The sequence below is a fragment of the Pseudoalteromonas sp. HL-AS1 genome (assembly GCF_031198785.1).
GTDB lineage: Bacteria > Pseudomonadota > Gammaproteobacteria > Enterobacterales > Alteromonadaceae > Pseudoalteromonas > Pseudoalteromonas distincta.
The window spans coordinates 2,786,504-2,809,693 of record NZ_CP133569.1 but is presented as its reverse complement, the minus strand read 5'-3'; the positions used below and the strand labels follow the sequence as shown (position 1 = coordinate 2,809,693).

The window sequence follows — 23,190 nt, the reverse complement described above, 5'->3', positions numbered from 1 at the left end:
ATAATTGCTCCCACCGTTATTTATTGTTCCCAATAAACTTGTTCTAAACAATCTTCGCGCTCTGGTAAACCACGAGATAAACGCGGAGAGTGCTGAACTAATACTTCATAGCTCGCTCGGTTAGCATATTTACTAATTTGCGATAGTGACGAGTAAGTAATAGCTTGTTGCTGATGTTTAGCTGAGTTTGCCACATTAAGCTTATGGTAAACATTCGCTGACAAATCATGTAGTACAGCCGCAAGTGCGCAGTCACCTGCACCATTGGTGTTTTTTATTGAATCAGGTCCACCCATAAATGGGGCCGTATGACTATATGCTCTGATAGGTTCATCACACTCATCTTTACGCATAGCTCGTGAGAATTCGTAACGGTTAAAATCAGGTATGGCGCCTGGTAGTAACGGGTATTCGGTTTCACGCTTTAAGCTTTCGTCTACGTAGCCGGCCATAAATAAGCCTTTTTCGCCAGCGGTACAAATAACTAAGTCTACCCAATCAAGTGCTTTATCAGCAGCTAGAAGAGGATCTTCAAAACCTGTAATAGCTAAACCTTCTTCTTCGTTCATAGCAAGAATATCAACATGCTTTTCAACAAAGTTTGCCCACCAAGTAGGGTCTTGTTCAATTAAGAACTTAGTACCGAGTGTAAGCACAACTGGCACACCTGCGTCATTAGCGTATTTTACCGCTTGCATAGTGGCTTCAGTCATTGTTTCGCTACCTTGAGTACGCATAAGATAGGCACTAATCACTAACGCTGATGAATTCTCAATAAGGTCTTTATCGATAGATTCAGGACGTAAGTGATTCATTAGGCCTGCACTTATTGCAAAAGTACGCTCACCGGTTTCATCAATTAATGTAAAACAACGGCCTACAGGCCCATCAACTGGTTGAAGGTAGTTTAAGTCTACACGGCTTGAGGTATTACATAAAAAACGGTAAGCGTAGCTACCTATTTTTATATTTTCGCTCATTACGCCTAATAAAACTGAGCGATCATCTGCAAGTACAGAGTAGTTGTGCATAGTGTTACCAATGGTTCCACCGGCAAACTCAAAATCAACCATATTGTTTAATTTTAAACGATCGTATAAGGCGTTTGTTGTATCGCTATCAATAACTTGCGACATCCCTCTACGTAGTTGAAATTCGTCAAGGAAAGCTTGATCAACTTTTGCCTCTATATCAACAACGATCTGATCGATACCCGTAATATAACTACGTTGTAATCGCTCTGTTGCGTTAAGTTGATTGGTAAGTGGATCTTTGGCTTCCACTGGAAAATAATGTTTATGCCTGCGGCGTCCAGGAAATTTCATTTGCTACCCGTGTTGTGAGCTAAATAAAAAAAGCGTGAGATTATAGCGTAAATCAGCACGAGTGAGCCATTACAAACGGGTAAATATTGTTTTATTTTTGGAATAAAGTAATGAATGGCGCACTTTAGAGTGCTAACTAGGTATAATTACAGCATAAAAGGTTATTTAAGTAGAAATAATGAACGAACCATTTGATGATTCCTACTGGATGGAACAAGCGCTTTTGTATGCAAAGCAAGCAGAGCTGCTTGATGAAATTCCGGTTGGAGCAATTGTAGTCAAAGATAACCAGCTAGTTTCAGTCGGGTATAACCGCTCAATAACGGATAATGACCCATCTGCCCATGCCGAAATGATTGCAGTGCGAGAAGCTGGAAAAGTCCTTAACAATTACCGCTTAATTGATTGCACCCTATACGTAACGTTAGAGCCTTGTTCTATGTGTGCGGGATTGTTAGTGCATAGCAGAATAAAGCGTTTAGTATTTGGAGCAGTCGATGCTAAAACAGGGTCTGCGGGTTCAATTATGAATTTATTACAAGAGCCTAAGTTAAATCATCAAGTTGAGGTGTGTGGTGGTGTTTTGGCACAGCAGTGCGGTGATACTATTTCGAATTTTTTTAAGCGTAGAAGAGCGCAAATTAAAGCAGCTAAGAAAGCTGCTCGTGATGAACAAATAAATAAGCCTAACTAAAGTTAACTAGCGATTGGCTCTATTTCTGTTTCAGCCATTTGCTGCATAGCAAACATTCGGCGGCGCCAGATGATTTTTTTGTGCAGTTTTCTTAGCATAACACGACGACGTGTGGCTGTTGAATAAATCACATTGCGTTTTAATTTTTGTGTGCGTCTACGTTTTAGCATGTTTTCTCCTAATGCAAGAGTGAGAAAGGCACGGGTATATCTTATAAAATAATGATATACAATTAACACACATTAGTGATCATTTGATGACAAGTAAACAGATATTTAATTTACTTAAATTTTGCTTACTGGCTTGCTCAAAAAACTGATACCTATACAAATCTTAGTTATTGTTTTCACTCGGTTGTTCGGGCTCAATTATAGGCTGTTGTTTTTCTGTTTGCGCTTCATCTTTGTTACTTTTTTCGTCACTTTCTTCATTTAGCTTTGGCTCGGTATCAGTGCTCTGCTCTGTGATTGGTTCTGGTTCAGGTTCTACAGCAATAGCATTATTCTCATCTAGCCAAACAAGTGCATCGTAATAGCGACGAATATTATCAACATATTTAACCGCTACATCGCCACGCGCATAACCATAGCGAGTTTTACGGTAATAGCGCTTTTTAATTAATAGCGGTAAGCGTTTTTTTACATCAGCCCATTTATCAGGGCTTGCGCCTTGCTGCTCGGTAATCATACGCGCGTCGTTAACGTGCCCCCAACCTACATTGTAAGCCGCTAGTGCAAGCCATGTTCTATCAGGTTGAGGAATTCTATCAGGAATACGCTTAATCAGTTTACTTAAATACTTACCACCACCGCGAATATTTTGCTCTGGCTCTAAGCGGTTGGTAACACCTACTTGTTTTGCTGTACTGCGGGTTAGCATCATAATACCGCGAACGCCTGTTGGCGATTTAGCGCGAGGATTCCACATAGATTCTTGATAGCTAAGTGCCGCTAATAAACGCCAATCAAGGCTACCAGCATATTGTTCAAACCATGGTTGGTATGTTGGTAAGGTTTCTTTGATAGCTTCGATATAAGCAAGGGTATTTACATAGTTAAATTGGCGTACGTGGCCAAAGTATTTTTCTTCAAGTACGTAGAGCTGATTACTCTGTTTTATATCGCCAAAAAATGGCACTAATAAGGAGTATAAAGAATCATCTTTTGATTTATTAAGTATCCATGCAATCGGGTCGTTATGACTAACAGAAAAACCGATACTTAAATTTGGATGATAACGTCGAAACAGCGATAGGGTATGCGTATCAGCGAGTGTGTAATCTATTTCGCCATCAATAACTGCTTGAAGTAGTTCTTCTTCATCAAACTCTTCGCTTTCTATCCAAGTAAGATCTGGATTGTTTTTTTTCATTTTTTGCAGAGTAAGCGAATGACTACTTTTAGCGATAACAGTAAAGTTGCCATCTAAGTCGGCAAACTCTCGAGGGCGAACACGTCCTTGCTTATAAACTAACTTTTGGCTGATTGTTCTGTAAGTTGGTCCATAACGGTATTGCTCTGCACGGGTTTTATTATAGGTAAGTCCTGAGGCAATTAAATCTAAATCGCCGCTTTCCAGGCGTTCAAACATATCGGATAAGTTAAAAAATGGCACTATTTCAAGCTCTACACCTAGATATTCAGCAAATGCTTGAGATAGCTCATATTCAAAGCCTTGTTCACCTTGAACGGCTTGATAATAATTACTAGCACTTGCAAGTGTACCCACACGTATTTTGTTTTGTTCTTTTATTTGGGCGAGTTGAGTTGGCTGCTCTTGCATATCACATGCACATAACAGCATAACTAAAGTAATGATTATTATTAGTTTTTCTTTGAACATTGAGTGCCCCTTAAGCTCGCCAGCCACCGTTATAGCAAAACTAAGCCATCGCGTCACTTTACCTTTTATTTTATTAACCAAAAGAGGCTATAAATAAAGCTAAAAAGTTAATTTTATGAAAAGCGTAATTTTGAGTTAAATCTGAATGCTAATTGGACTATAATGCGTGCCTAAAATATCGTTCAATCCCTAACCCCGGATGAAATTACCTATGTTGATCCTTCGTGGTGCACCAGCACTTTCAGAGTTCAGAGTTAATAAAATTTTAGCGCGTTGCCAACAATCGCAACTTCCAGTCACTAACGTATACGCCGAGTATGCTCACTTTGCCGATTTAACATCGCCGTTGAGTAGCTCTGAGCAAACCAAGCTTGAAAAACTATTAACTTACGGTCCAACTATTGCTGAGCATACCCCAGCTGGCAAACTTGTACTTGTTACACCTCGCCCAGGTACCATTTCACCTTGGGCATCTAAAGCTACCGACATCGCCCACAACTGTGGTTTAAAGCAGGTTCACCGTGTTGAACGCGGTATTGCTTATTATGTTGAAGGTGATTTAAACGCAGAACAACTTGCACAAGTAACTGCGTTATTGCACGACCGCATGACTGAAGCCACACACAATGAACTTGAAGATGCGGCTCAGCTGTTTCGCAGTGATGCCCCACGCCAAATGTCGTCTGTCGATATTTTAGGTGGTGGACGCGAAGCACTAGCAACAGCCAATGTTGAGCAAGGCTTTGCGCTTGCTGATGACGAAATAGACTACTTAGTAGAAAATTTTACAAAGTTAGGACGTAACCCTAACGACATCGAATTGTTTATGTTTGCACAAGCGAACTCAGAGCATTGTCGCCATAAAATATTTAATGCTGACTGGACAATCGATGGTAAAGAGCAGCCAAAATCGCTGTTTAAAATGATTAAAAATACGTTTGAGCTAAATCCTGAAAATGTATTGTCGGCGTATAAAGATAACGCGGCAGTAATGAAAGGCTCAAAAGCGGGTCGCTTCTTCCCAAATGCGCAAGGTGAATATGCGTATCATCAAGAAGACATTGAAATACTAATGAAAGTTGAAACTCATAACCACCCAACAGCTATTGCGCCATTCTCAGGTGCTGCTACAGGTTCTGGTGGTGAGATTCGCGATGAAGGCGCAACTGGTCGTGGCTCTAAGCCAAAAGCAGGGTTAGTTGGCTTTACTGTATCAAATTTACGTATTCCAGGTTACGAGCAACCGTGGGAAAGCGATTTTGGTAAGCCGGGTCGTATTGTAAACGCACTTGATATAATGACAGAAGGTCCACTAGGTGGCGCTGCATTTAATAATGAGTTTGGTCGTCCTAACTTATTAGGCTACTTCCGTACTTACGAAGAAAAAGTAACAAGCCATAACGGTGAAGAAGTACGTGGTTACCATAAACCAATTATGCTTGCCGGTGGTTTAGGTAATATTCGCTCTGATCATGTTCAAAAAGGCGATATTCCTGTAGGCGCTAAATTAATTGCGCTAGGCGGGCCTGCAATGAACATTGGTTTAGGCGGTGGTGCTGCATCAAGTATGGCCTCAGGCCAGTCAAACGAAGATTTAGACTTTGCTTCAGTACAGCGCGAAAACCCAGAAATGGAACGTCGTTGCCAAGAAGTTATCGATAAATGTTGGCAGCTAGGCGATGAAAACCCAATCGCGTTTATCCATGATGTAGGTGCCGGCGGTTTATCTAACGCGTTTCCTGAGCTTGTTAATGATGGCGGACGTGGTGGTAAGTTCCAATTACGTAGCATCCCTAACGATGAGCCAGGCATGGCACCACACGAAATTTGGTGTAATGAATCACAAGAGCGTTATGTACTCGCTGTTGGCGTAGAGGACTTTGACCGCTTTGAAGCAATTTGTAAGCGCGAACGTGCTCAGTACGCTGTTATTGGTGAAGCAACAGCTGAACCTCACTTAACAGTGTCAGACAGCCACTTTGAAAATAACCCTGTTGATTTGCCGCTGGACGTATTATTAGGTAAAGCACCTAAAATGCACCGCGATGTAACGTCAAAGCAAGTTGTTGGCAAAGCGCTTGATATCACATCAATAAATGCAGCAGATGCAGCGCAGCGCTTAATGCGTTTACCAACCATTGCAGAAAAAACATTCTTAATAACAATCGGTGATCGCTCAGTTACGGGTTTAGTAGCGCGCGACCAAATGGTTGGTCCTTGGCAAGTACCTGTTGCTAACTGTGCTGTAACTGCGGCAACGTATGACACTTACCACGGTGAAGCTATGTCACTCGGTGAGCGTACTCCGGCTGCATTACTTAATTACGGTGCTTCTGCTCGTTTAGCTGTGGCAGAGTCGTTAACTAATATTGCCTGTGCAAATATTGGTAGCCTTGAAAACATTAAGTTATCGGCAAACTGGATGGCAGCAGCGGGTCACCCAGGTGAAGATGCTGGTTTATATGAAGCTGTTAAAGCCGTAGGCGAAGAGCTTTGTCCTGCGCTTGGTTTAACGATTCCTGTAGGTAAAGATTCTATGTCGATGAAAACGACATGGAAAGATGAAGGTGACTCACAAGAGAGGTCAGTAACATCGCCGCTTTCACTGGTTATAACTGCATTTGGTCGTGTTGACGACGTACGTAAAACAGTAACGCCACAACTGCGCACAGATAAAGGCGATACATCGCTTATATTAGTTGATTTAGGTGCGGGTAAAAACCGCATGGGCGCATCAAGCCTTGCACAAGTTTATAAGCAATTAGGTGATGTAACCCCTGATGTTGATAGCCCTGAGTTATTAAAAGGCTTCTATAACGCAATGCAAGCACTTGTAGCTGATAGTAAGTTACTTGCCTATCATGACCGCTCAGACGGTGGTTTATTTACCACAGTAGCTGAAATGGCGTTTACGGGTCATACCGGTGTAACGGTTGATTTAGCAGCTTTAACAGGTTCAGACATTGAAGCGCTTTATAACGAAGAGCTAGGTGCCGTAATTCAAGTTGCAAATGCTGATTTAGATGCAGTAAATGCGGTGTTTGAACAATATGGTATAGCAGCCATTAGTCACAACATTGGCACGCTTAACAGTGACGATACGATTATATTTAACCGTGGCGAAAATACGGTACTTAATCATACGCGTACTGAGCTTCGTACTATTTGGGCTGAAACAACGTATCAAATGCAAGCACGCCGTGATAACCCTGAGTGTGCTAAGCAAGAGTTTGATGCTAAGTTTGATGCAAAAGATCCAGGCTTAAACGTAAAACTTAACTTTGATTTAAACGAAGATATAGCTGCACCATATATTGCAACCGGTGCTAAACCGCAAATGGCTATTTTACGTGAGCAGGGTGTTAACTCTCATTTAGAAATGGCGGCAGCGTTTAATCGCGCAGGTTTTGCAGCCGTTGATGTACACATGAGCGACATTTTAGAAGGTCGTTTAACACTAGAGCAATTTAAAGGTTTAGTGGCCTGTGGTGGTTTCTCATACGGTGACGTACTTGGTGCGGGTGAAGGTTGGGCTAAGTCTATTTTGTTTAACGACATGGCACGCGATCAGTTCCAAAACTTTTTCCACCGTGAAGATACCTTTAGCTTAGGTGTATGTAACGGTTGCCAAATGTTATCAACGTTAAAAGAGTTGATCCCTGGTACTGAACATTGGCCGCGCTTTGTAACTAATAAATCAGAGCGTTTTGAAGCACGCTTTAGTTTAGTAGAAATACAAGAGAATCCGTCTGTGTTCTTTAACGGAATGGCTGGATCGCGTATGCCAATTGCAGTTTCTCATGGTGAAGGTCATGCTGAGTTTGCAAACGATGCAGCCACTAAAGCGGCGCTTGATAGCGGCACTGTAGCGGTTAAATTTGTAGATAACTACGGTAACCCTACAACGCAGTACCCAGCGAATCCTAATGGTTCTCCAGAAGGTATTACCGGTATTACGTCAACTGATGGTCGTGCCACTGTAATGATGCCGCATCCAGAACGTGTATTCAGAAGCGTTGCCAATTCTTGGCACCCAGATGAGTGGCTCGAGGATAGCCCGTGGATGCGTATGTTCCGTAATGCACGTAAAAACGTAGGTTAATTATATTTACGTTTATACAAGTTAGATTCATAATCTTACTGTAAAATAAAAAAGGCTGCATTGTGCAGCCTTTTTTGATTAGTATAGTTTTAGCTAAAAGCTAAAAGCACAAAGCATTTAAGGATAGTATGTTTAAGCGAGTTGGTTTAATTGTTGGGGCTGTATTGCTAAGTACCTTGCTGCTTGGTTATGTATTTCGCTTGCCTTTATTACAGTGGGCTATAGCGCCTGAGCTCGAAAAAGCGGGTGTCACATTAAACTGCCTTGATTTTTCAATTACGTCTGAACTAAATATTCATGCTGATAAAGTGTGTGTAAATTATCAAAATCAACAATTACAACTTACTGGTATTACTGCAAATACAAAGCGTGTAGATATTGAAAATGCAGTGCTAACAGTTAATCCACTCCCTAAAAGTGATAATGCTAATCAGCTTGCTAAAAATCTCGATTTAGCACTTCCCTTAAATCGCCCATTAATCAATATTAAACAGCTTGTAGTAAAAAGTGATGAGTTCAATAAGCCACTTAAAATAAGCATATTAGAACCCGAACTAAATAAATTTAATGTCTCAGGTGATATAAACGCAAGTGCAATTTTGACTGCTAATAAAGTAAGGGGTCAGTTTGAAATTAATGACACTTTTTTAAAGCACGTTATAAACACTAAAAATACATTAATAGCAGATTTTAACTTTAATACTCAGCAAGCATTTAGCTTTGATGGTATAGAACTTGAGTTAAATGGCGATATTAGCTCCCAGTTTGCTCACACGTATGAGCAGTGCAAAGTTAACGTATTAACCACAGGTAAATTGGCGACGCGTTTTAATTTAAATAGCCAAGCGTTAATGTTTAATACCGATTTGCTTAATAACAAAATTAATTTAACACCAAGCTGTACTGAGTTAATTCCACCAAGTGAATATGCAGGCTTTATTAGCAAACAAGTTCCTTTAAATTGGCAACTTAAACTCCCTCAATCAATTAGCTTAGAGGCTAGTGGGTTGAGGGTACCTGCAATTAATTTGGTAAGCGTGGGCGATAAGCAATTTGATATTTTAATAACAGATACAACACTAAATATTACATCTCCATTTGAAGACTTACAGTCAACTTTGTCAGCTCAAATAAATACACCCGATATAAATAATATTAACGTTAATGCTCAGTTATCTGGCGCTGCAATTATAGGCGATTACGCCGTTGTGCTTGAAAATTTACCTGAGTTTGCACCTGCAACAGCGAATGGGCTTAGCCTTAGTGGTCACTTTAATATAAGTGAGTTTATAGACTTAAAACCCATTGGGCTTATAAATGCTAAATTAACGCTTAATAGTGTAGATGCGTTTGATATAAGTGCAGTGCAATACCAAGGTGATTTAACTGCAAAAATGGATAAACAGTTAAACACAGAAGTAACGTTAACGCAGCAATTAAAAAGCGCAGAATATAAAGAATTTAAAGTCACAGATATAAGTAACACATTAACAGCAAATGCTAATTTAGGCGTAGGTGAGTTATTTGCTGATCTAACAGCAAAAACGAATATAAAGGCTGTTAATAGCCCCGACATAAAACTTAATAATATAAAAGTAGAGTCTACGGGCTTGCAAAGCCGTGCACTAAAAGCCACGCATCACGCATTTATAAATAATGTTGAGTTAGTGATAAATCATCATATGTCGTCGCAAGCTCATCCATTTGAAGTGGTTATTCCTGAACAAAGTGCGCTGTCGTTAAATGCGTTTATTAGTCAATTTGAGCCACTTGCACAGTTAACAGAGGGCGAACTTAATGGCTATATTAGTGGCGATATAAACTTACAAAATGCACTGTTCAATATAGGGATTAGTCATACAAGTGCATTGTATAACGATTACCTTGCGAGTGATTTAAGCAGTACATTTAGCGGGGAATATAATTCAGGTAAGCTTAATGTAAAACCAACTACCTTTAATTTAAATGAATTTAGAGCCGGTGCCGTAGTTAAAACTATTAAAGGTCAATGGCAAGTTAATAACAATACCGCGCTTATAAATGATGTAAAAGGAAGTGTGTTTGGTGGCGAGTTTTCATTAGATAGCTACACAGTAGGGAAGCCAAACCAAGTTGCTAATGTTAAGTTTGAAAATATTGATGCAAGCAAACTTGTTACACTCGACGATAAGTCGGGCATTGTATTAACGGGACGCTTGGCGGGGTCTTTACCGGTTCACTTTGATAGTGGAAAAATTGAGATAATTGACGGAAGCTTATTTAGCCAAGGAACAGGTAATTTAAAAATTACCAATAATGCCGCTTTTGATTCAGTAATGCAGCAACAGCAAGAGTTACAACCTGTGTTAGGGTTATTAACTAATTTAGATATTCAAAAACTTAATAGCAGTGTGGCACTAAAAAATGATGGTTGGTTAAAACTAGGGGTTAATTTGCAAGGCTATAATAAAGCAGAGCAGCAGCAGGTTAACTTTAATTATAACCACGAAGAAAACGTATTTACACTTTTACGCGCACTGCGCTTAAGTGACGAAATTACACAAAAAGTTGAGCAACAATACTCACAAAAAGGAAACTAATAATGAGACAGTCGTTATTGATAAAAGTACTGCTCGCACTGGGTGCTATTAGTGCACTAAGTGCTTGCACGCATCGTGTTGAGGTGTCTGCTAAAGAGCCCATTACTATTAATTTAAATGTGAAGGTCGATCACGAAATTCGCGTAAAAGTAGATAAAGAACTCGACAATTTATTTAGTGACGACAGTGAGTTATTTTAAGGAGCTAGAACATGAATACGAAGAAAAAATTAAACATTATTACGTTAGTTAGTGCAGTATGTATGTCGTTCTCTGCGTGGGCTATTAGCCTTGATGACGCTAAAAACCAAGGTCTAGTAGGTGAAGATAGCTCTGGTTATTTAGGACTTGTTGTACAAAACGCAGAGGCAAAAGCCGTTGTTGATGACATAAATGCAAAGCGTAAAGCGCAGTACTTAAAGCTCGCTAAAAAGAATAACTTGTCGCTTTCACAAGTTGAAGCGCTTGCTGCTGCTAAAACAATTGAAAAAACCCAAAGTGGTAATTACGTTGAAGTAAATGGTAACTGGGTTAAAAAATAATCTTAAGTATTACTTGTTTTGCAAAAGGTTTGCACAAACTTTTGTACAAACCAAGATAAAACCGAGCATTTAAGCGCTCGGTTTTTTACAGCCTTCAAGCAACTGCTGCCAAAAATCAATCCCCTTACGTCTTGCTAAGTTTATATTATGCTCAGGAATAGATTCAGGCTCGTTATAACTATCAAGTGCTTCGCTCATGCTTGCTTCGCGGATTAAATGCAAAGTAGGAAAGGGCGCTCTATTTGTGTAGTTTGCGGCATCGGTTTCATCACTGTCGGCAAATACATAATCTGGGTGAAAATTAGCGATTTGATACTTACCTTCAAAGCCTTGCGCGACTAAAAGTGCATTAGCTAAATCGACCAAGTCTAAAAAGTCTTCAAAGTCACTAAAGCCGTTGTCAAACATGATAAGGGTTGTTTCGCGCTTTGGTTCACGGTCAAGCTCAACACATTGCTCAAGCATATCCATTACAGTATCATCCATAGTTGCTGCTGGGCTTACTATGTAATGGATACAGTTGTTTTCTACTTCTTTTCGAGCAAATGGGCAAAAGTTATATTTAACAATAACAGATGACACCCATTCACGGGTTTGGCTTATAGCTATGTTGGTCACGGTTTTGGCTCTAAATATTGATTAATAATGTTAAGTGTTTTTTGTATAGCACCTTGGTTTTTAGTTACGCATTGCGCAGCTTTAATACCTAAGGTTAGGCACGCTTTTGTGTTTTGGCTAAACGTTATAAGCTGCTTTGCGAGTTCGTCGTTACTATCAACCACTACAGCACCTTTGAGCTTTGTTAGCTCGGGATAAACATGATCAAAATTGTATGTGTGTGGACCTGTTATTACACCTACCGAAAACGCCGCTGATTCCAGTGGATTATGCCCACCTCTGCGAATTAAGCTGCCACCAATAAAGCTCACATTTGCAGCGCCATATAAACACTGTAATTCACCAAGCGTATCAGCAAGGAGTATTTGCTCATTATTATAGTTATTTTGGCTACGACGGCTAAAGCTAAGTGGGCTTTGCGTTAAAAGCTCTGCCACTTTGTCGAATTGCTCTGGATGGCGCGGGGCAATTATAAGTAATGCGTTCGGTTGCTTTTTTAGTAATTCTTGATGGGCTAAAAGTACCAGCTCATGCTCAACAGGATGTGTTGAGCCTGCTACCCATACAAAGCGTTCATCGTTATTGTCTTCATTGCTGTTATAAAGCTGTTTAAGGTTGAGTACTTCAGCTAATTGCTCTTCACTTGGTGTTATATCAAATTTAATTGAACCTGTTACATAGCTTTTTGAAGCTTCAAGACCAAGTTCAATAAAGCGTTTAGCATCTGCCTTGTTATGACTCGCAAGTACCGTAATTGAGCGCATAATAATATGGGTTAATTTAGCGACCTTTTGATAGCCTTGCTGCGACTTTTCAGAGAGTCTTGCATTGATGACAAGTACTGGTATGTTTTTTTTGTGGCTTATCGCCATTAAATTTGGCCATAGCTCGGTTTCTAAAATACATAATGCTTGTGGCTTTATACGCTTTAAAAATCGAGCCGTTGCAAACGGGAAATCGATTGGTAAATAGCTACACGCTACAGTATTTTTAAACTGGCTAAGTATTTGCTCTCTGCCTGTTGGAGTATTACAGGTTATAAGTATATTTAAATTTGGATGCACTTTTTGCAAAGCTTTAATAAGTGGCGTTGCGGCAAGTACCTCGCCAACAGAAGCACAATGAAAAACTAAAGGTTTAGTTTTAACCGTAAATAAAGACTTACTGACAAACCCAAAGCGCTCTTTAAAGTGTGCACGATAGCCTTGGTTTTTTTTACCTCGTAAAATATATAGATAAAATACAATCAGTGGGCTAATAATAATTAATGCGAATGAGTAAAAAATGCGTGCCATACTGATCTTTCTTAAAGGGAAGTGGCGTTAGTTTACCGTGAAATAGCCGTTTTCTAAACAGACTCGTTATAAAATATGGTCTGGGTTCAGTTATAACCCGATAAAATACACACAATTAAATAAAATTATGGAATAATGAATTTAATTTTTCCTGCCATTTCAGTTCCAAGAGGAATTTTTTCATGTCAATTATCGATTCAGTGGCAACTAGCTACGTTGAAACATTAAACCGTCATCAGGCATTATTTGAAACGATGGAGGCTTATCATCAAGAATCTATGCAATTGTTAGAAGCATGCCATAGTGCATTACAAGCTGGTGGCAAGATTGTTTGGTTTGGTAACGGTGGTAGTGCAGCAGATGCACAGCATTTAGCAGCAGAATTTGTAGTGCGTTATAAATTAGAACGTGGTCCGCTTGCTTCAATTGCATTGACCACCGACACCTCAATTTTAACAGCGCACAGCAACGACTATCACTTTGATACGGTGTTTGAGCGCCAAGTTCAAGCGTTATGTAAGCCAGAAGATTTAGTAATTGGTTTAACTACATCAGGTACTAGTAACAATATTAATTTAGCATTAGAGGCTGCAAATAAACTAGGCGCTTTTACAGTGGCATTAACTGGGCGTGATGGCGGTAAAGTAAAAGATATTGCTAAGTTACCTATTATTATAAAAAATGACGAAACAGCACGTATTCAAGAAGCTCACATGTTTATAGGTCACTGGTTATGTGAAGCCATGGATATGGTTGTTGCGGAGCAGCAGTAATGGATTTATCGTTATTAAAAAACTTATCAGCGGCACGAATATTAGTTGTTGGCGATGTAATGCTAGACCGTTATTGGTATGGTGATACAGGTCGCATTTCGCCAGAAGCACCAGTACCGGTTGTTAAAGTGAGTAAATTTGAAGACAAAGCGGGCGGTGCAGCTAACGTTGCAAAAAATATAGCGCGGTTAGATACAAAAGTTGGCTTATTGGGTTTAATTGGTGAGGACGAAAGCGGGCAGATTTTAGAGACCATCCTAAAAGGTGAAAAAATAAGCTCACAATTAGTGAGTGTATGTGATTTACCGACTATTTCAAAAATGCGTGTTATTAGCCGCCACCAACAATTGGTTCGACTTGATTTAGAAGAAACGTTTACTGAGCAACACAGCCAGCTTTTATTAAACCGCTTAGAGCTTGTACTTGATGAATACGACTTTATTGTGTTTTCTGATTACAGCAAAGGATCTTTGAGTTTAATTAAAGAAATGGTAAGCCTTGCGAAGGGCGCCGGAAAAACGGTTTTAATCGACCCTAAATCGCCAGATTTACATTTATATGAAGGTGCTGATTACATTACACCTAACTTACATGAGTTTAAGTTAGCGGGTGGTCAAACCGATTCAGAAGAGGCTTTAGCCGCAAGTGCGCGTGATTTAATTAGCAAAAATGGCATTAAAGCCATGTTACTTACGCGTTCTGAGCAAGGTATGTCGCTTATTAGTGCAGATGAAAAATTTGATTTTGCAGCGCAAGAGCTTGAAGTAAGCGATGTAACCGGGGCCGGTGATACGGTTATAGCTACACTCGCGGTTATGCTTGGTGCGGGCATGGAACCTAAAGATGCTGTCGAAATTGCTAATTTAGCCGCAGGTATCGTTGTGAGTAAGTTTGGGGCTGCAACTGTCTCGCCAGAAGAGCTAAGCCGCAAGCTTGGTCAGTATTTACATACTACGGGTGAGCATTACCAAACACCATTTGATGATGTACTTCAGCATATTGAATTTGCAAAACAAAACGGCGAAACCATTGTATTCACTAATGGCTGTTTTGATATTTTACACGCCGGGCATGTACGTTATTTAGCGCAAGCTAAAGCACGAGGCGATAGACTCGTTGTTGGATTAAATAATGATGAATCAATTACGCGTTTAAAAGGGGCAGAACGTCCTATTAACCCACTAGATGAGCGTGCGATGGTACTTAGCGCACTTTCATCAGTTGATTGGGTTATTCCGTTTGGTAGCTTAGATGAAAACGATACTCCCGCTAAATTAATTGAGCAAATAAGCCCTGATATTTTAGTTAAAGGTGGCGACTACACTGTAGATCAAATAGCGGGTGCTGAGCATGTACTTCGCCATGGCGGAAAAGTTGAAGTGCTTGAATTTTTAGATGGGTGTTCAACATCAAAAGTAATTAGTAAAATTAAACAGTAATACCAATTTTATTAAAAACATGATCATTCTAGCGTATTAAATAGCTCACTAACTACGTTAAAAATTATTTATATAGAACAACTATGTATCATAATTTTAGCCTTGTTATTGAGCTATTTTCTTATCGCTATAATAGAACACTAATTTAATGCAATTGGTATATTAAGTTACTAAAAATACAAAAAAGGGATGAAAACAGTGTTTTCATCCCTTTTTATTTTTAATAAAGTAACTTACTAAAAATTTAATTCGTACTTGGCAAATGCTGATGTATCGTTTTCAGCACCGTCATTGTTAGATGCAAAAGCACCTAAAGTGACTCGCCCTCCCATAGAAAGCATTCTATAACGAAGTTCTAATTGCTTACTATTAAAGCCTGTTTTAGTAATAGTGTTACCTAAGTCTGGATTGTTAGGATAACGATCGCGATTGTCACTATTATAATCAACACTGCGCAGTTTTACCTGCCAATCATTACCATTTGACAGTTGGCCTAATAAAGTTAGAACAACTGATTGTGCATCATTATCATAAGTTGAACCAATTGTACGGCCGTGGTAGCGATAGCCAGACTTATAAGTATCATGCTCATAGTAACAATTTTCAACTATTGATTCAGCTTGACATGAAACACCTGTGTCTATGTACTCTACATTTATTAATAAGTTTTGATCATATACACGTTGTGTTGTCTGTACACCAAATAAGTAGGCTCTATCAGCGGGTTTAAATTGTGAACTGGCATCTTCGCCAATCGTACTGGCATAAACAGCATAAGGTTGGTTGAAAAGTGTATCTGACCAGCGAATATCTATGCCAGCTAATTGATTACCTATTTTTGACTCTAATTGGCTATCGCAACTAACATTGCCATCAATACATGCTGTTTGCCCAGTTATGACATCAATAAAATCACCCGCAGAGCTTGGTTGACCTTCGCCAGCCCATTGCGCAGACCAGCTAACAGCAATTTCTAATTGTTGTATTGGGCGTATATTTAATCTACTGCTCCAAAGTAAAGCATCAGGAATTACACGTGTAGACTCAAGTTTAGCCATTTGTGCGGTAAAGCCCCATTGACCAATCCAGCTTAACCATGGTGTTTCAAAAGCAGTACTTTTTTCTCTGGTTACACTTAGTGCAGGTAAAGGTTTCGCATTACCAGACATAATTAAGCTGTTATCAACACCAGGTCCCCAAAATTGCTCAACAGCACCGGCTCTAAAAATCCAGTTACCTAAACGGTAAGCTAAGTAACTATCGTCAAGTGAGGTATCGTTACAATCGGTTAAAGCTTGCTCATCGGTAACTATATCGTCAGTCGTTTTTCCATCAACTAAACATTTTTTACCGTCGCTTCTGTAATTTATAGCTACTTTAGCTGCAAAGTTATCGCCTAAATAAGCGTAAGCTGCTGAAAGCTCTGTTTCTTGTGTATTTGTTGCACCAAAGCTTGTTGCTATGATCGGATCTGTGGCTGCAAAAGCAGATAATTGAAGACTATGCGAGCTGCTATTTTCTGATTTATATCGATGCTTAACGCGAAGTAAAGCATCTTGCAAGCTTGGAGATAATTGCTCAAGCGGCATGCTTTGCACATCACTTATAAAACTTTTCCACATAAGCGGATAGGTAGTTACAGGCGCTAAAATAACACCGGCATCAGCTAATTGTTGAATATCAGCTCTAAGACCGTAATCATCGGGTTTTACCCATGGTTCAGCATTAACTGACGCGCTCATAGCGCAAAAAAGAGTAGAAAGTAGAAAAATTCTGTTTCGCAAAGTTCAGATCCTTGTGATTTAGATTGCGGCTAAGTTTATCAACCTAAGCTTGTTATTGCAGTAAATAATCAAATTTATAGAGCTAATTTAATATATTAAAATGTAACCTAGCTATCGTAATAAGTATCTGATTGGTATACTGGAGTTCAAATAGGAAATTGAGAATGTAATGAGCAACAAACGACTTTTATTTATTCCCGTATCATCACCAGAAGGCATTGGTGAATATATGCGCTCGTTGTTGTTGGCTCAAAGTTTAAAGGCAGAACTTACTGATTCTCTCGATATTCACTTCATACTAAACAAGCATACAAGCTACGCAAAAAAGTGTCCTTTTGAAGCCACATTGCTTGAACACTCAGCGACTAAAGAGCTTGATTCTGTTTGCGACTTTATAGAGCAATTTAAACCTGACGTCGTTGTTTTTGATTGTGCAGGACGTGCAGGGCATATGAAAGCGGCTAAAAAAGTAGGCGCTAAAGTTGTATTTATTTCTCAGCATGCAAAAAAACGCGCTAAGGGATTGAAGCTAAACAGGATTAATTTAATTGATACACATTGGGTTGTACAGCCTGATTATTGTATTGAGCCACTTACATGGGCTGAAAGTGCGAAGTTAGACATGTTTCCCTTGGCACCCCCTCGTAATGTAGGCCCTTTTGTTGCATTTGCTTCTTGTGAGCAAAAACGTGATGTTTTAAATCGCTATAATTTAGTATCTGATGGCTATTTTATTGTTAATGCGGGTTCTGGCGGACATATATTAAATAATCTTAATTGTGCTGAGGTTTACTTTAAAGCCGCGCTTAAAATTACTAAAAATACTGGTTTAAAAGCAGTTGTAGTGTTTGGTGCGAATTATAATAAAGCAATTCCGAAAAGTGATGAGGTTACTTGTTTATCAAGCCTGCAAGGAACCGAATTTTTGGCATTAATGAGCCAAGCTAAAGTCGCATTACTTAGTGGTGGAGATACTTTATTGCAAGCAATTGCAGTTCAAACCCCTGTTGTGGCATGTGCTATCTCAAAAGATCAAAATACACGTTTGGATCATTGCGTTAATGCAGGTGTTGTAATAAAAGCAAATCTTGATATTGATGAAATTACAACGAAAATAGCTCAAGTTATTACCGAGCCTTTTTATAGTGAATTTATTGGTAAATATAAGCAACTCGATAGCACACATAGCTTCGATGTGATCACTACCGGTATAAAAAATATGCTTGTAGGAGATCGCTTATGAATATAGTGATTGTAATTGATTCACTAGTAGGTGGTGGTGCTGAAAAAGTAATGCTTACCTTGGCTGAAAAAATGGCGAAACTACAGCACAATGTCACTATATTATCTCTTGCGAGCAACGCTGAGTATGACATTCCTGATATAGTTAAAGTTGATAGCCTTTTTCCTGATAGAGCATCTAAAGTAGATAGATTCTGGCAGCGAAAAAATAGTATTTTGCGATTAGAAGCGTGGTTTGAAAAAAAACAAAGCGAGATTGGCAATATTGACCTAGTGCTTTCTAACCTTGATAGAAGTAATAACTTGCTCGCGCTTAGTAATATCAAAAATGTTCACTTTGTTATTCATAACTCCGTCAATGCAGAACTTGCCCGTCAAAAAAAGTTAGGTCCATTTTCATACTTATACCTTAAAAAAAGTAAGCAAAACTTAAATGGTAAATCACTTACTTGCGTATCAAAGGGTGTTGAAAAAGAAATAACACAAGGGGATTTAATTAACCCAAGTGCAATCGCGACTATTTATAACCCGTTCGATTTTGAAAAAATAAGACAGCAAGCAAATGAGCAAAATAACAATATCCCAAATGAGCCTTACTTAATTCATGTAGGAAGACTCGCCAAACAAAAACGCCACGATATATTATTTGCAGCATTTGCAAAGCTTGATAAAAAATACAAGTTAGTCCTTTTATGTAATAAACCGGCTAAAGCGCTAAAGCTTGCACAGCAATATGGCATAGAAAAACAGTTAGTAGTGCCTGGATTTCAACAAAACCCGTACAACTGGATTAAGCATGCCAAAGCTTTAGTTTTGAGTTCTGATTTTGAAGGACTGCCAACGGTATTAATTGAGGCTTTAGCGGTGGGTACTCCGGTAGTTAGCACTAATTGTACATTTGGACCAAGCGAGATATTAACAGGCGAGCTGAGTAAATATTTAGTACCCGCTGGACAAAGTGAGGCATTAGCCAATGCCGTTAAGCAGGTGCTAGTAGATAAGCCAAATGTAGAAAACGCAGATATTCTAAAACAAGTACAGGCAGAGCAGGTTGCTCTGCAGTATTTAGCATTGGCTAACTAAGTTAACTTATATTAGCGAGTGTTTTGAGGTAGTTGCTGTGCAGAGTTTGCCAGTCATTCACTTGCCAATTAAATACATCATTTCGACCTTGTTCTTTTAAAAATGAGCGCTCAAGGCGTGTTATATTACTTTGTTGCCACTGTGGGTTAGGCGTTCTTATTTCACCTCTGTCAAAGTCGATAATATACACATCACCAGTATCATCAAACAATATGTTATTAATGTTTAAATCGGCGTGATACACACCTTTTGAATGAAATAGCGCGATTGTTTTAGCAATGCGCTCCAACTCATCTTCAGTCAATGGGCGTTCAATTAATATATCGAGTACACTTTTAGCGCCTTTAACAGCCTCGGTAATAATATCACCACGGTAAATTAATCCGCTGTGGGTTACTTTAGCTGCAACAGGGGTTGGTACGTTTAAACCAAGCTCTATAAGCTTACTCATTAAGCTAAACTCTTTAAATACGCGGGTTTGTTCAAGTCCTGGGTATAAATATTGATCGCTTAGCAATTTACCCACTAAGCCACCGCGCCAATAATGCCTAAGTACGGCTGTTAATTCGTCTTGCTTAAAAAACCATGCTGTTGCTCGACCTTTTTTAGCGCCCACAATTTTATTTTGTTGTTGCCAATAATTTGTATCAAACCAATCGAGGGTAATTTGGCTTGTGTATTTAGGGTGGCTTAATACAGTGTGATTGCCTTGCACGTGTTGTTTAAACATAGCTCTGTGTAATTGCTAAATAATAGGCCTATATTAGCGCGTTTTAAAGCGCAGGATAAGTGCTTGCAATAGCGTGATTATAATTTAAGATCGGCTTTTGTATTAAATACCTAAGGGAATGTGTGACTCAAGCTCCTAATTATTCATCTATTTGTATATTAAGACTCTCTGCCATTGGTGACGTATGTCATGGTGTGAGTGCTGTACAAGCCATTCAAAAAGCACACCCGAATGCGAAAATCACCTGGGTAATTGGCAAAATAGAAGCCATGTTACTTGCTGACTTACAGGGTGTTGAGCTGGTGGTATTTGATAAAAAGCAAGGCAAAGCAGCGCTTAAAAGCTTAAAGCAACGCTTCAACAACCAAAAGTTTGATGTGCTTCTTAATATGCAAGTTGCATTAAGGGCTGGGTTTGTAGCGCGTTGTATTCCTGCAAAAGTAAAAATAGGGTTCGATAGGGCTCGTTCAAAAGAATTACATAGCTTATTTATTAATAAACGAATAGATCCACAAGCTCAGGCGCACGTTCTTGAAGGCTTTAAAGGTTTTGCAAAAGCCATTGGTGTTTCTGATTATAAACCGAGTTGGAACATGCCATATACCGAGCAAGACCAAGCGGTTGCAGATGAGTTACTAACACCAGAATACCTAACTAATAAACTATTAGTAATATCGCCCGCAGCTAGTAAAGCGCAGCGTAATTGGCTCGCTGATCGTTATGCCACATTGGCTGATTATGCAAGCGAGCAAGGCTTTAAGGTGGTATTGACGGGTGGTCCAACAGAGCTTGAAATTAACCTAGCAAATAGCATTATTGAGCACAGCAACACGCCTATTTTAAATTTAGTAGGTAAAACAAAACTCAAAGAGTTGTTGTGCGTGTTAAAGCGTGGCAGCTTAGTGCTTGCCCCCGACACGGGTCCTGCGCATATGGCAGTAACAGTTGGTACGCCGGTTATTGGTTTATATGCACATTCAAATCCAGCACGCACAGGTCCTTATTTATATCAAGACTACGTGGTAGAGGTTTATCATCAAAACTTGTTTAAGCAAACAGGTAAAACGGCTGAGCAAGTCTCGTGGGGTACACGCGTAAAAGGCGATGATTTAATGAGCCAAATTACAGTTGATGATGTAAAAGCGATGTTTGACCATGTTGTACAAAAAGAGTCTTTGTAATGAATGCACAACAAAAAAATAAAGCGCTTTTTTTAGACCGAGATGGCGTGGTAAATGTTGATCATGGTTATGTGTATCAAAGCGATAAATTTGAATTTATTGACGGTGTTTTTAGCACTTGTAAAACATTTTATGATGTAGGCTATAAAATCATAATCGTCACTAATCAATCTGGAATTGGTCGAGGTTATTACACCGAAGCTGATTTTTTAGCACTGACCGACTGGATGAAAGACCAGTTTAGTGCCCACAGCATTGCAGTTACCGATGTGTATTTTTGCCCGCATCACCCTAAAAAAGCGCGCCCTGAATATTTGAAAGAGTGCAGTTGCAGAAAGCCTGCGCCAGGTATGTTATTACAAGGCATACAAGAGCATAATATCGACCCTGCTTGCAGTATTATGGTGGGCGATAAACTCAGTGATATGAAGGCTGCGAAAAAAGCGGGCATCACTACACGCGTTTTAGTGCGTTCAGGGCAAAGCTTTGACGAAAGCGCTAAGCAAGAAGCTGATTTAATTATCGATTCTATAAGTAGTTTACCTGCACTTTTAAACACATAAATAAACAGCCTGTAAACTGGCAGGAATTCCTTCCAACTGAGGGCGTTTGCGACGAACTGCAAACCGTGCATTTTACCCATTAAACTTTTACAATACCCCGCATAATAAACAGCCGCGAAAGTGCGGTTGTTTACCCGTTCAAATATATGGAGAACCTAGATGAGAGCATCTGCTTTTTTTAGCCAGCTACAACAGCAAATTGAAGACGTAAAAACCGAAGGTTTGTATAAAAACGAACGTATTATTAAGTCCCAGCAGCAAGCTCAAATCGAAGTTGCATCAGGTAAAGTAATCAACTTTTGTGCTAATAACTACTTAGGTTTAGCTAATAGCCCAGAGTTAATTGAAGCGGCGCAAAATGGTTTAAATAATCATGGTTTTGGTGTTGCGTCTGTTCGTTTTATTTGTGGCACGCAAGATATCCATAAAACACTAGAGCAAAAAATCAGTGCGTTTTTAGAAACAGAAGATACTATTTTATATTCTTCATGTTTTGACGCAAATACAGGTTTGTTCGAAACTATTTTAGGCGCAGAAGACGCTATTATTTCTGATTCATTAAATCATGCATCAATTATTGACGGTGTACGTTTATGTAAAGCTAAACGTTTTCGTTATGCAAATAACGACATGGCTGATCTTGAGAAGCAACTTATTGCAGCAGACGAAGCCGGTGCTAAAACTAAACTAATTGCTACCGATGGCGTGTTTTCTATGGACGGCGTTATTTGTAATTTAGAAGCTGTGTGCGACTTAGCCGATAAATATGATGCGCTTGTAATGGTAGATGACTCTCACGCAGTTGGCTTTGTTGGCGAAAACGGTAAGGGTACACCTGAGTACTGTAATGTATTAGACCGTGTAGATATTATCACCGGTACATTAGGTAAGGCGCTGGGCGGTGCTTCAGGTGGTTATACATCAGGTAAAAAAGAAATTGTTGAATGGTTACGTCAGCGTTCACGCCCATACTTGTTCTCAAACTCATTAGCGCCTTCAATTGTTACTGCATCAATTAAAGTACTTGAAATGCTTGAAAATGGCGGCGAGCTTCGCGCTAAACTTTGGTCAAATGCTAAATATTTCCGTGAGCAAATGGAAGCTGTTGGTTTTACGTGTGCAGGTAAAGATCATGCAATTATCCCCGTAATGCTAGGAGATGCCAAAGTAGCCTCGTTAATGGCTGATAAATTACTTGCTGAAGGCATTTACGTAACCGGTTTTTCATTCCCTGTAGTACCAAAAGGGCAAGCGCGTATTCGTACACAAATTTCAGCGGCACATAGTATTGAGCAACTCGATACAGCTATCGATGCATTTACCCGTATTGGTAAAGAAATGGGCGTTATTTAATTTTATTTTAAACCGAAGCCTCGCTTCGGTTTTTTAATTGAGTGTG

19 protein-coding genes are annotated in these 23,190 nt (G+C 39.4%); 12 read left to right on the top strand and 7 right to left on the bottom strand.

Annotated features, from left to right (window positions below):
- Nucleotides 1-20: 20 nt before the first annotated feature.
- On the bottom strand, nucleotides 21-1,325 hold the full coding sequence (locus tag RB214_RS13065) for an inosine/guanosine kinase (RefSeq protein WP_010554383.1): 1,305 nt from the start codon (nucleotides 1,323-1,325) through the stop codon (nucleotides 21-23).
- A gap of 178 nt (nucleotides 1,326-1,503) precedes the next feature.
- Here RB214_RS13065 and tadA point away from each other — a divergent pair, with 178 nt between their 5' ends.
- Nucleotides 1,504-2,019: a tRNA adenosine(34) deaminase TadA gene (gene tadA / locus RB214_RS13060; protein WP_033026952.1), complete on the top strand. Its 516-nt coding sequence runs from the start codon at nucleotides 1,504-1,506 to the stop codon at nucleotides 2,017-2,019.
- 2 nt (nucleotides 2,020-2,021) lie between these two features.
- Here the strand turns inward: tadA and RB214_RS13055 are convergent, their stop codons facing one another.
- Both RB214_RS13055 and mltF read right to left on the bottom strand, forming a co-directional pair.
- Nucleotides 2,022-2,189 (bottom strand): hypothetical protein, encoded by a 168-nt coding sequence (locus tag RB214_RS13055; protein ID WP_002961076.1) that lies wholly within the window; start codon nucleotides 2,187-2,189, stop codon nucleotides 2,022-2,024.
- 163 nt (nucleotides 2,190-2,352) lie between these two features.
- Nucleotides 2,353-3,861, bottom strand: coding sequence for a membrane-bound lytic murein transglycosylase MltF (gene mltF / locus RB214_RS13050; protein ID WP_309167385.1), 1,509 nt, complete (start codon nucleotides 3,859-3,861; stop codon nucleotides 2,353-2,355).
- 211 nt (nucleotides 3,862-4,072) lie between these two features.
- Here mltF and purL point away from each other — a divergent pair, with 211 nt between their 5' ends.
- The 4 genes from purL (at nucleotide 4,073) to RB214_RS13030 (ending at nucleotide 11,083) form a co-directional block, all read left to right on the top strand.
- A complete protein-coding gene (gene purL / locus RB214_RS13045) occupies nucleotides 4,073-7,963 on the top strand; it encodes a phosphoribosylformylglycinamidine synthase (protein ID WP_309167383.1) in 3,891 nt (1,296 codons plus the stop codon).
- A 128-nt stretch (nucleotides 7,964-8,091) separates the two neighbouring features.
- Complete coding sequence (locus tag RB214_RS13040; protein ID WP_309167381.1) at nucleotides 8,092-10,542, top strand: YdbH domain-containing protein; 2,451 nt, start codon at nucleotides 8,092-8,094, stop codon at nucleotides 10,540-10,542.
- 2 nt (nucleotides 10,543-10,544) lie between these two features.
- The gene (locus RB214_RS13035; RefSeq protein ID WP_002961070.1) at nucleotides 10,545-10,742 is read left to right on the top strand and encodes a YnbE family lipoprotein; all 198 of its coding nucleotides are present in this window, start codon (nucleotides 10,545-10,547) and stop codon (nucleotides 10,740-10,742) included.
- A gap of 11 nt (nucleotides 10,743-10,753) precedes the next feature.
- Entirely contained in the window at nucleotides 10,754-11,083 is a 330-nt protein-coding gene (locus tag RB214_RS13030) for a YdbL family protein (protein ID WP_309167378.1), read from the top strand.
- Between the two features lie 69 nt (nucleotides 11,084-11,152).
- Here the strand turns inward: RB214_RS13030 and RB214_RS13025 are convergent, their stop codons facing one another.
- Together RB214_RS13025 and waaA are read right to left on the bottom strand one after the other, a co-directional pair.
- Nucleotides 11,153-11,701, bottom strand: a complete 549-nt coding sequence (locus tag RB214_RS13025) for a DUF1415 domain-containing protein (RefSeq protein ID WP_309167377.1) — start codon at nucleotides 11,699-11,701, stop codon at nucleotides 11,153-11,155.
- The gene (waaA, locus tag RB214_RS13020; protein ID WP_165744239.1) at nucleotides 11,698-12,996 is read right to left on the bottom strand and encodes a lipid IV(A) 3-deoxy-D-manno-octulosonic acid transferase; all 1,299 of its coding nucleotides are present in this window, start codon (nucleotides 12,994-12,996) and stop codon (nucleotides 11,698-11,700) included. The genes RB214_RS13025 and waaA overlap by 4 nt, the downstream gene beginning before the upstream one ends.
- Before the next feature lie 182 nt (nucleotides 12,997-13,178).
- On the opposite strand from waaA, the gene RB214_RS13015 reads away from it, so the two are divergent.
- Together RB214_RS13015 and hldE are read left to right on the top strand one after the other, a co-directional pair.
- Entirely contained in the window at nucleotides 13,179-13,769 is a 591-nt protein-coding gene (locus RB214_RS13015; RefSeq protein ID WP_309167376.1) for an SIS domain-containing protein, read from the top strand.
- Nucleotides 13,769-15,208, top strand: coding sequence for a bifunctional D-glycero-beta-D-manno-heptose-7-phosphate kinase/D-glycero-beta-D-manno-heptose 1-phosphate adenylyltransferase HldE (gene hldE / locus RB214_RS13010; RefSeq protein ID WP_309167374.1), 1,440 nt, complete (start codon nucleotides 13,769-13,771; stop codon nucleotides 15,206-15,208). Before RB214_RS13015 ends, hldE begins: the two co-directional genes overlap by 1 nt.
- Before the next feature lie 236 nt (nucleotides 15,209-15,444).
- Here hldE and RB214_RS13005 read toward each other — a convergent pair whose 3' ends face one another.
- The gene (locus tag RB214_RS13005) at nucleotides 15,445-16,950 is read right to left on the bottom strand and encodes a capsule assembly Wzi family protein (RefSeq protein ID WP_309167373.1); all 1,506 of its coding nucleotides are present in this window, start codon (nucleotides 16,948-16,950) and stop codon (nucleotides 15,445-15,447) included.
- Nucleotides 16,951-17,161: 211 nt separating this feature from the next.
- Here RB214_RS13005 and RB214_RS13000 point away from each other — a divergent pair, with 211 nt between their 5' ends.
- Both RB214_RS13000 and RB214_RS12995 read left to right on the top strand, forming a co-directional pair.
- Complete coding sequence (locus RB214_RS13000; RefSeq protein ID WP_309167371.1) at nucleotides 17,162-18,235, top strand: glycosyltransferase family 1 protein; 1,074 nt, start codon at nucleotides 17,162-17,164, stop codon at nucleotides 18,233-18,235.
- The gene (locus tag RB214_RS12995) at nucleotides 18,232-19,317 is read left to right on the top strand and encodes a glycosyltransferase (protein ID WP_309167368.1); all 1,086 of its coding nucleotides are present in this window, start codon (nucleotides 18,232-18,234) and stop codon (nucleotides 19,315-19,317) included. Before RB214_RS13000 ends, RB214_RS12995 begins: the two co-directional genes overlap by 4 nt.
- A gap of 1 nt (nucleotide 19,318) precedes the next feature.
- Here the strand turns inward: RB214_RS12995 and RB214_RS12990 are convergent, their stop codons facing one another.
- The gene (locus tag RB214_RS12990) at nucleotides 19,319-20,047 is read right to left on the bottom strand and encodes a 3-deoxy-D-manno-octulosonic acid kinase (RefSeq protein WP_309167365.1); all 729 of its coding nucleotides are present in this window, start codon (nucleotides 20,045-20,047) and stop codon (nucleotides 19,319-19,321) included.
- 122 nt (nucleotides 20,048-20,169) lie between these two features.
- Between RB214_RS12990 and RB214_RS12985 the strand changes: the two genes are divergently transcribed.
- From RB214_RS12985 to RB214_RS12975, 3 genes are all read left to right on the top strand, one after another.
- A complete protein-coding gene (locus RB214_RS12985) occupies nucleotides 20,170-21,228 on the top strand; it encodes a glycosyltransferase family 9 protein (RefSeq protein WP_309167362.1) in 1,059 nt (352 codons plus the stop codon).
- Complete coding sequence (gmhB, locus tag RB214_RS12980) at nucleotides 21,228-21,791, top strand: D-glycero-beta-D-manno-heptose 1,7-bisphosphate 7-phosphatase (protein ID WP_309167360.1); 564 nt, start codon at nucleotides 21,228-21,230, stop codon at nucleotides 21,789-21,791. The genes RB214_RS12985 and gmhB overlap by 1 nt, the downstream gene beginning before the upstream one ends.
- A gap of 159 nt (nucleotides 21,792-21,950) precedes the next feature.
- Complete coding sequence (locus tag RB214_RS12975; RefSeq protein ID WP_309167358.1) at nucleotides 21,951-23,144, top strand: glycine C-acetyltransferase; 1,194 nt, start codon at nucleotides 21,951-21,953, stop codon at nucleotides 23,142-23,144.
- Nucleotides 23,145-23,190: the final 46 nt, after the last annotated feature.

Excerpts from the sequence above, each read along its gene's own strand:
- purL (WP_309167383.1), top strand. The coding sequence starts at position 4,073 with ATGTTGATCCTTCGTGGTGCACCAGCACTTTCAGAGTTCAGAGTTAAT.
- RB214_RS13035 (WP_002961070.1), top strand. The coding sequence starts at position 10,545 with ATGAGACAGTCGTTATTGATAAAAGTACTGCTCGCACTGGGTGCTATT.
- RB214_RS13030 (WP_309167378.1), top strand. The coding sequence starts at position 10,754 with ATGAATACGAAGAAAAAATTAAACATTATTACGTTAGTTAGTGCAGTA.
- gmhB (WP_309167360.1), top strand. The coding sequence starts at position 21,228 with ATGAATGCACAACAAAAAAATAAAGCGCTTTTTTTAGACCGAGATGGC.
- hldE (WP_309167374.1), top strand. The coding sequence starts at position 13,769 with ATGGATTTATCGTTATTAAAAAACTTATCAGCGGCACGAATATTAGTT.
- RB214_RS13055 (WP_002961076.1), bottom strand. The coding sequence starts at position 2,189 with ATGCTAAAACGTAGACGCACACAAAAATTAAAACGCAATGTGATTTAT.
- RB214_RS12995 (WP_309167368.1), top strand. The coding sequence starts at position 18,232 with ATGAATATAGTGATTGTAATTGATTCACTAGTAGGTGGTGGTGCTGAA.
- RB214_RS13065 (WP_010554383.1), bottom strand. The coding sequence starts at position 1,325 with ATGAAATTTCCTGGACGCCGCAGGCATAAACATTATTTTCCAGTGGAA.
- RB214_RS12990 (WP_309167365.1), bottom strand. The coding sequence starts at position 20,047 with ATGTTTAAACAACACGTGCAAGGCAATCACACTGTATTAAGCCACCCT.
- mltF (WP_309167385.1), bottom strand. The coding sequence starts at position 3,861 with ATGTTCAAAGAAAAACTAATAATAATCATTACTTTAGTTATGCTGTTA.
- waaA (WP_165744239.1), bottom strand. The coding sequence starts at position 12,996 with ATGGCACGCATTTTTTACTCATTCGCATTAATTATTATTAGCCCACTG.
- RB214_RS13040 (WP_309167381.1), top strand. The coding sequence starts at position 8,092 with ATGTTTAAGCGAGTTGGTTTAATTGTTGGGGCTGTATTGCTAAGTACC.
- RB214_RS13000 (WP_309167371.1), top strand. The coding sequence starts at position 17,162 with ATGAGCAACAAACGACTTTTATTTATTCCCGTATCATCACCAGAAGGC.
- RB214_RS12975 (WP_309167358.1), top strand. The coding sequence starts at position 21,951 with ATGAGAGCATCTGCTTTTTTTAGCCAGCTACAACAGCAAATTGAAGAC.
- RB214_RS13015 (WP_309167376.1), top strand. The coding sequence starts at position 13,179 with ATGTCAATTATCGATTCAGTGGCAACTAGCTACGTTGAAACATTAAAC.
- tadA (WP_033026952.1), top strand. The coding sequence starts at position 1,504 with ATGAACGAACCATTTGATGATTCCTACTGGATGGAACAAGCGCTTTTG.
- RB214_RS13005 (WP_309167373.1), bottom strand. The coding sequence starts at position 16,950 with ATGAGCGCGTCAGTTAATGCTGAACCATGGGTAAAACCCGATGATTAC.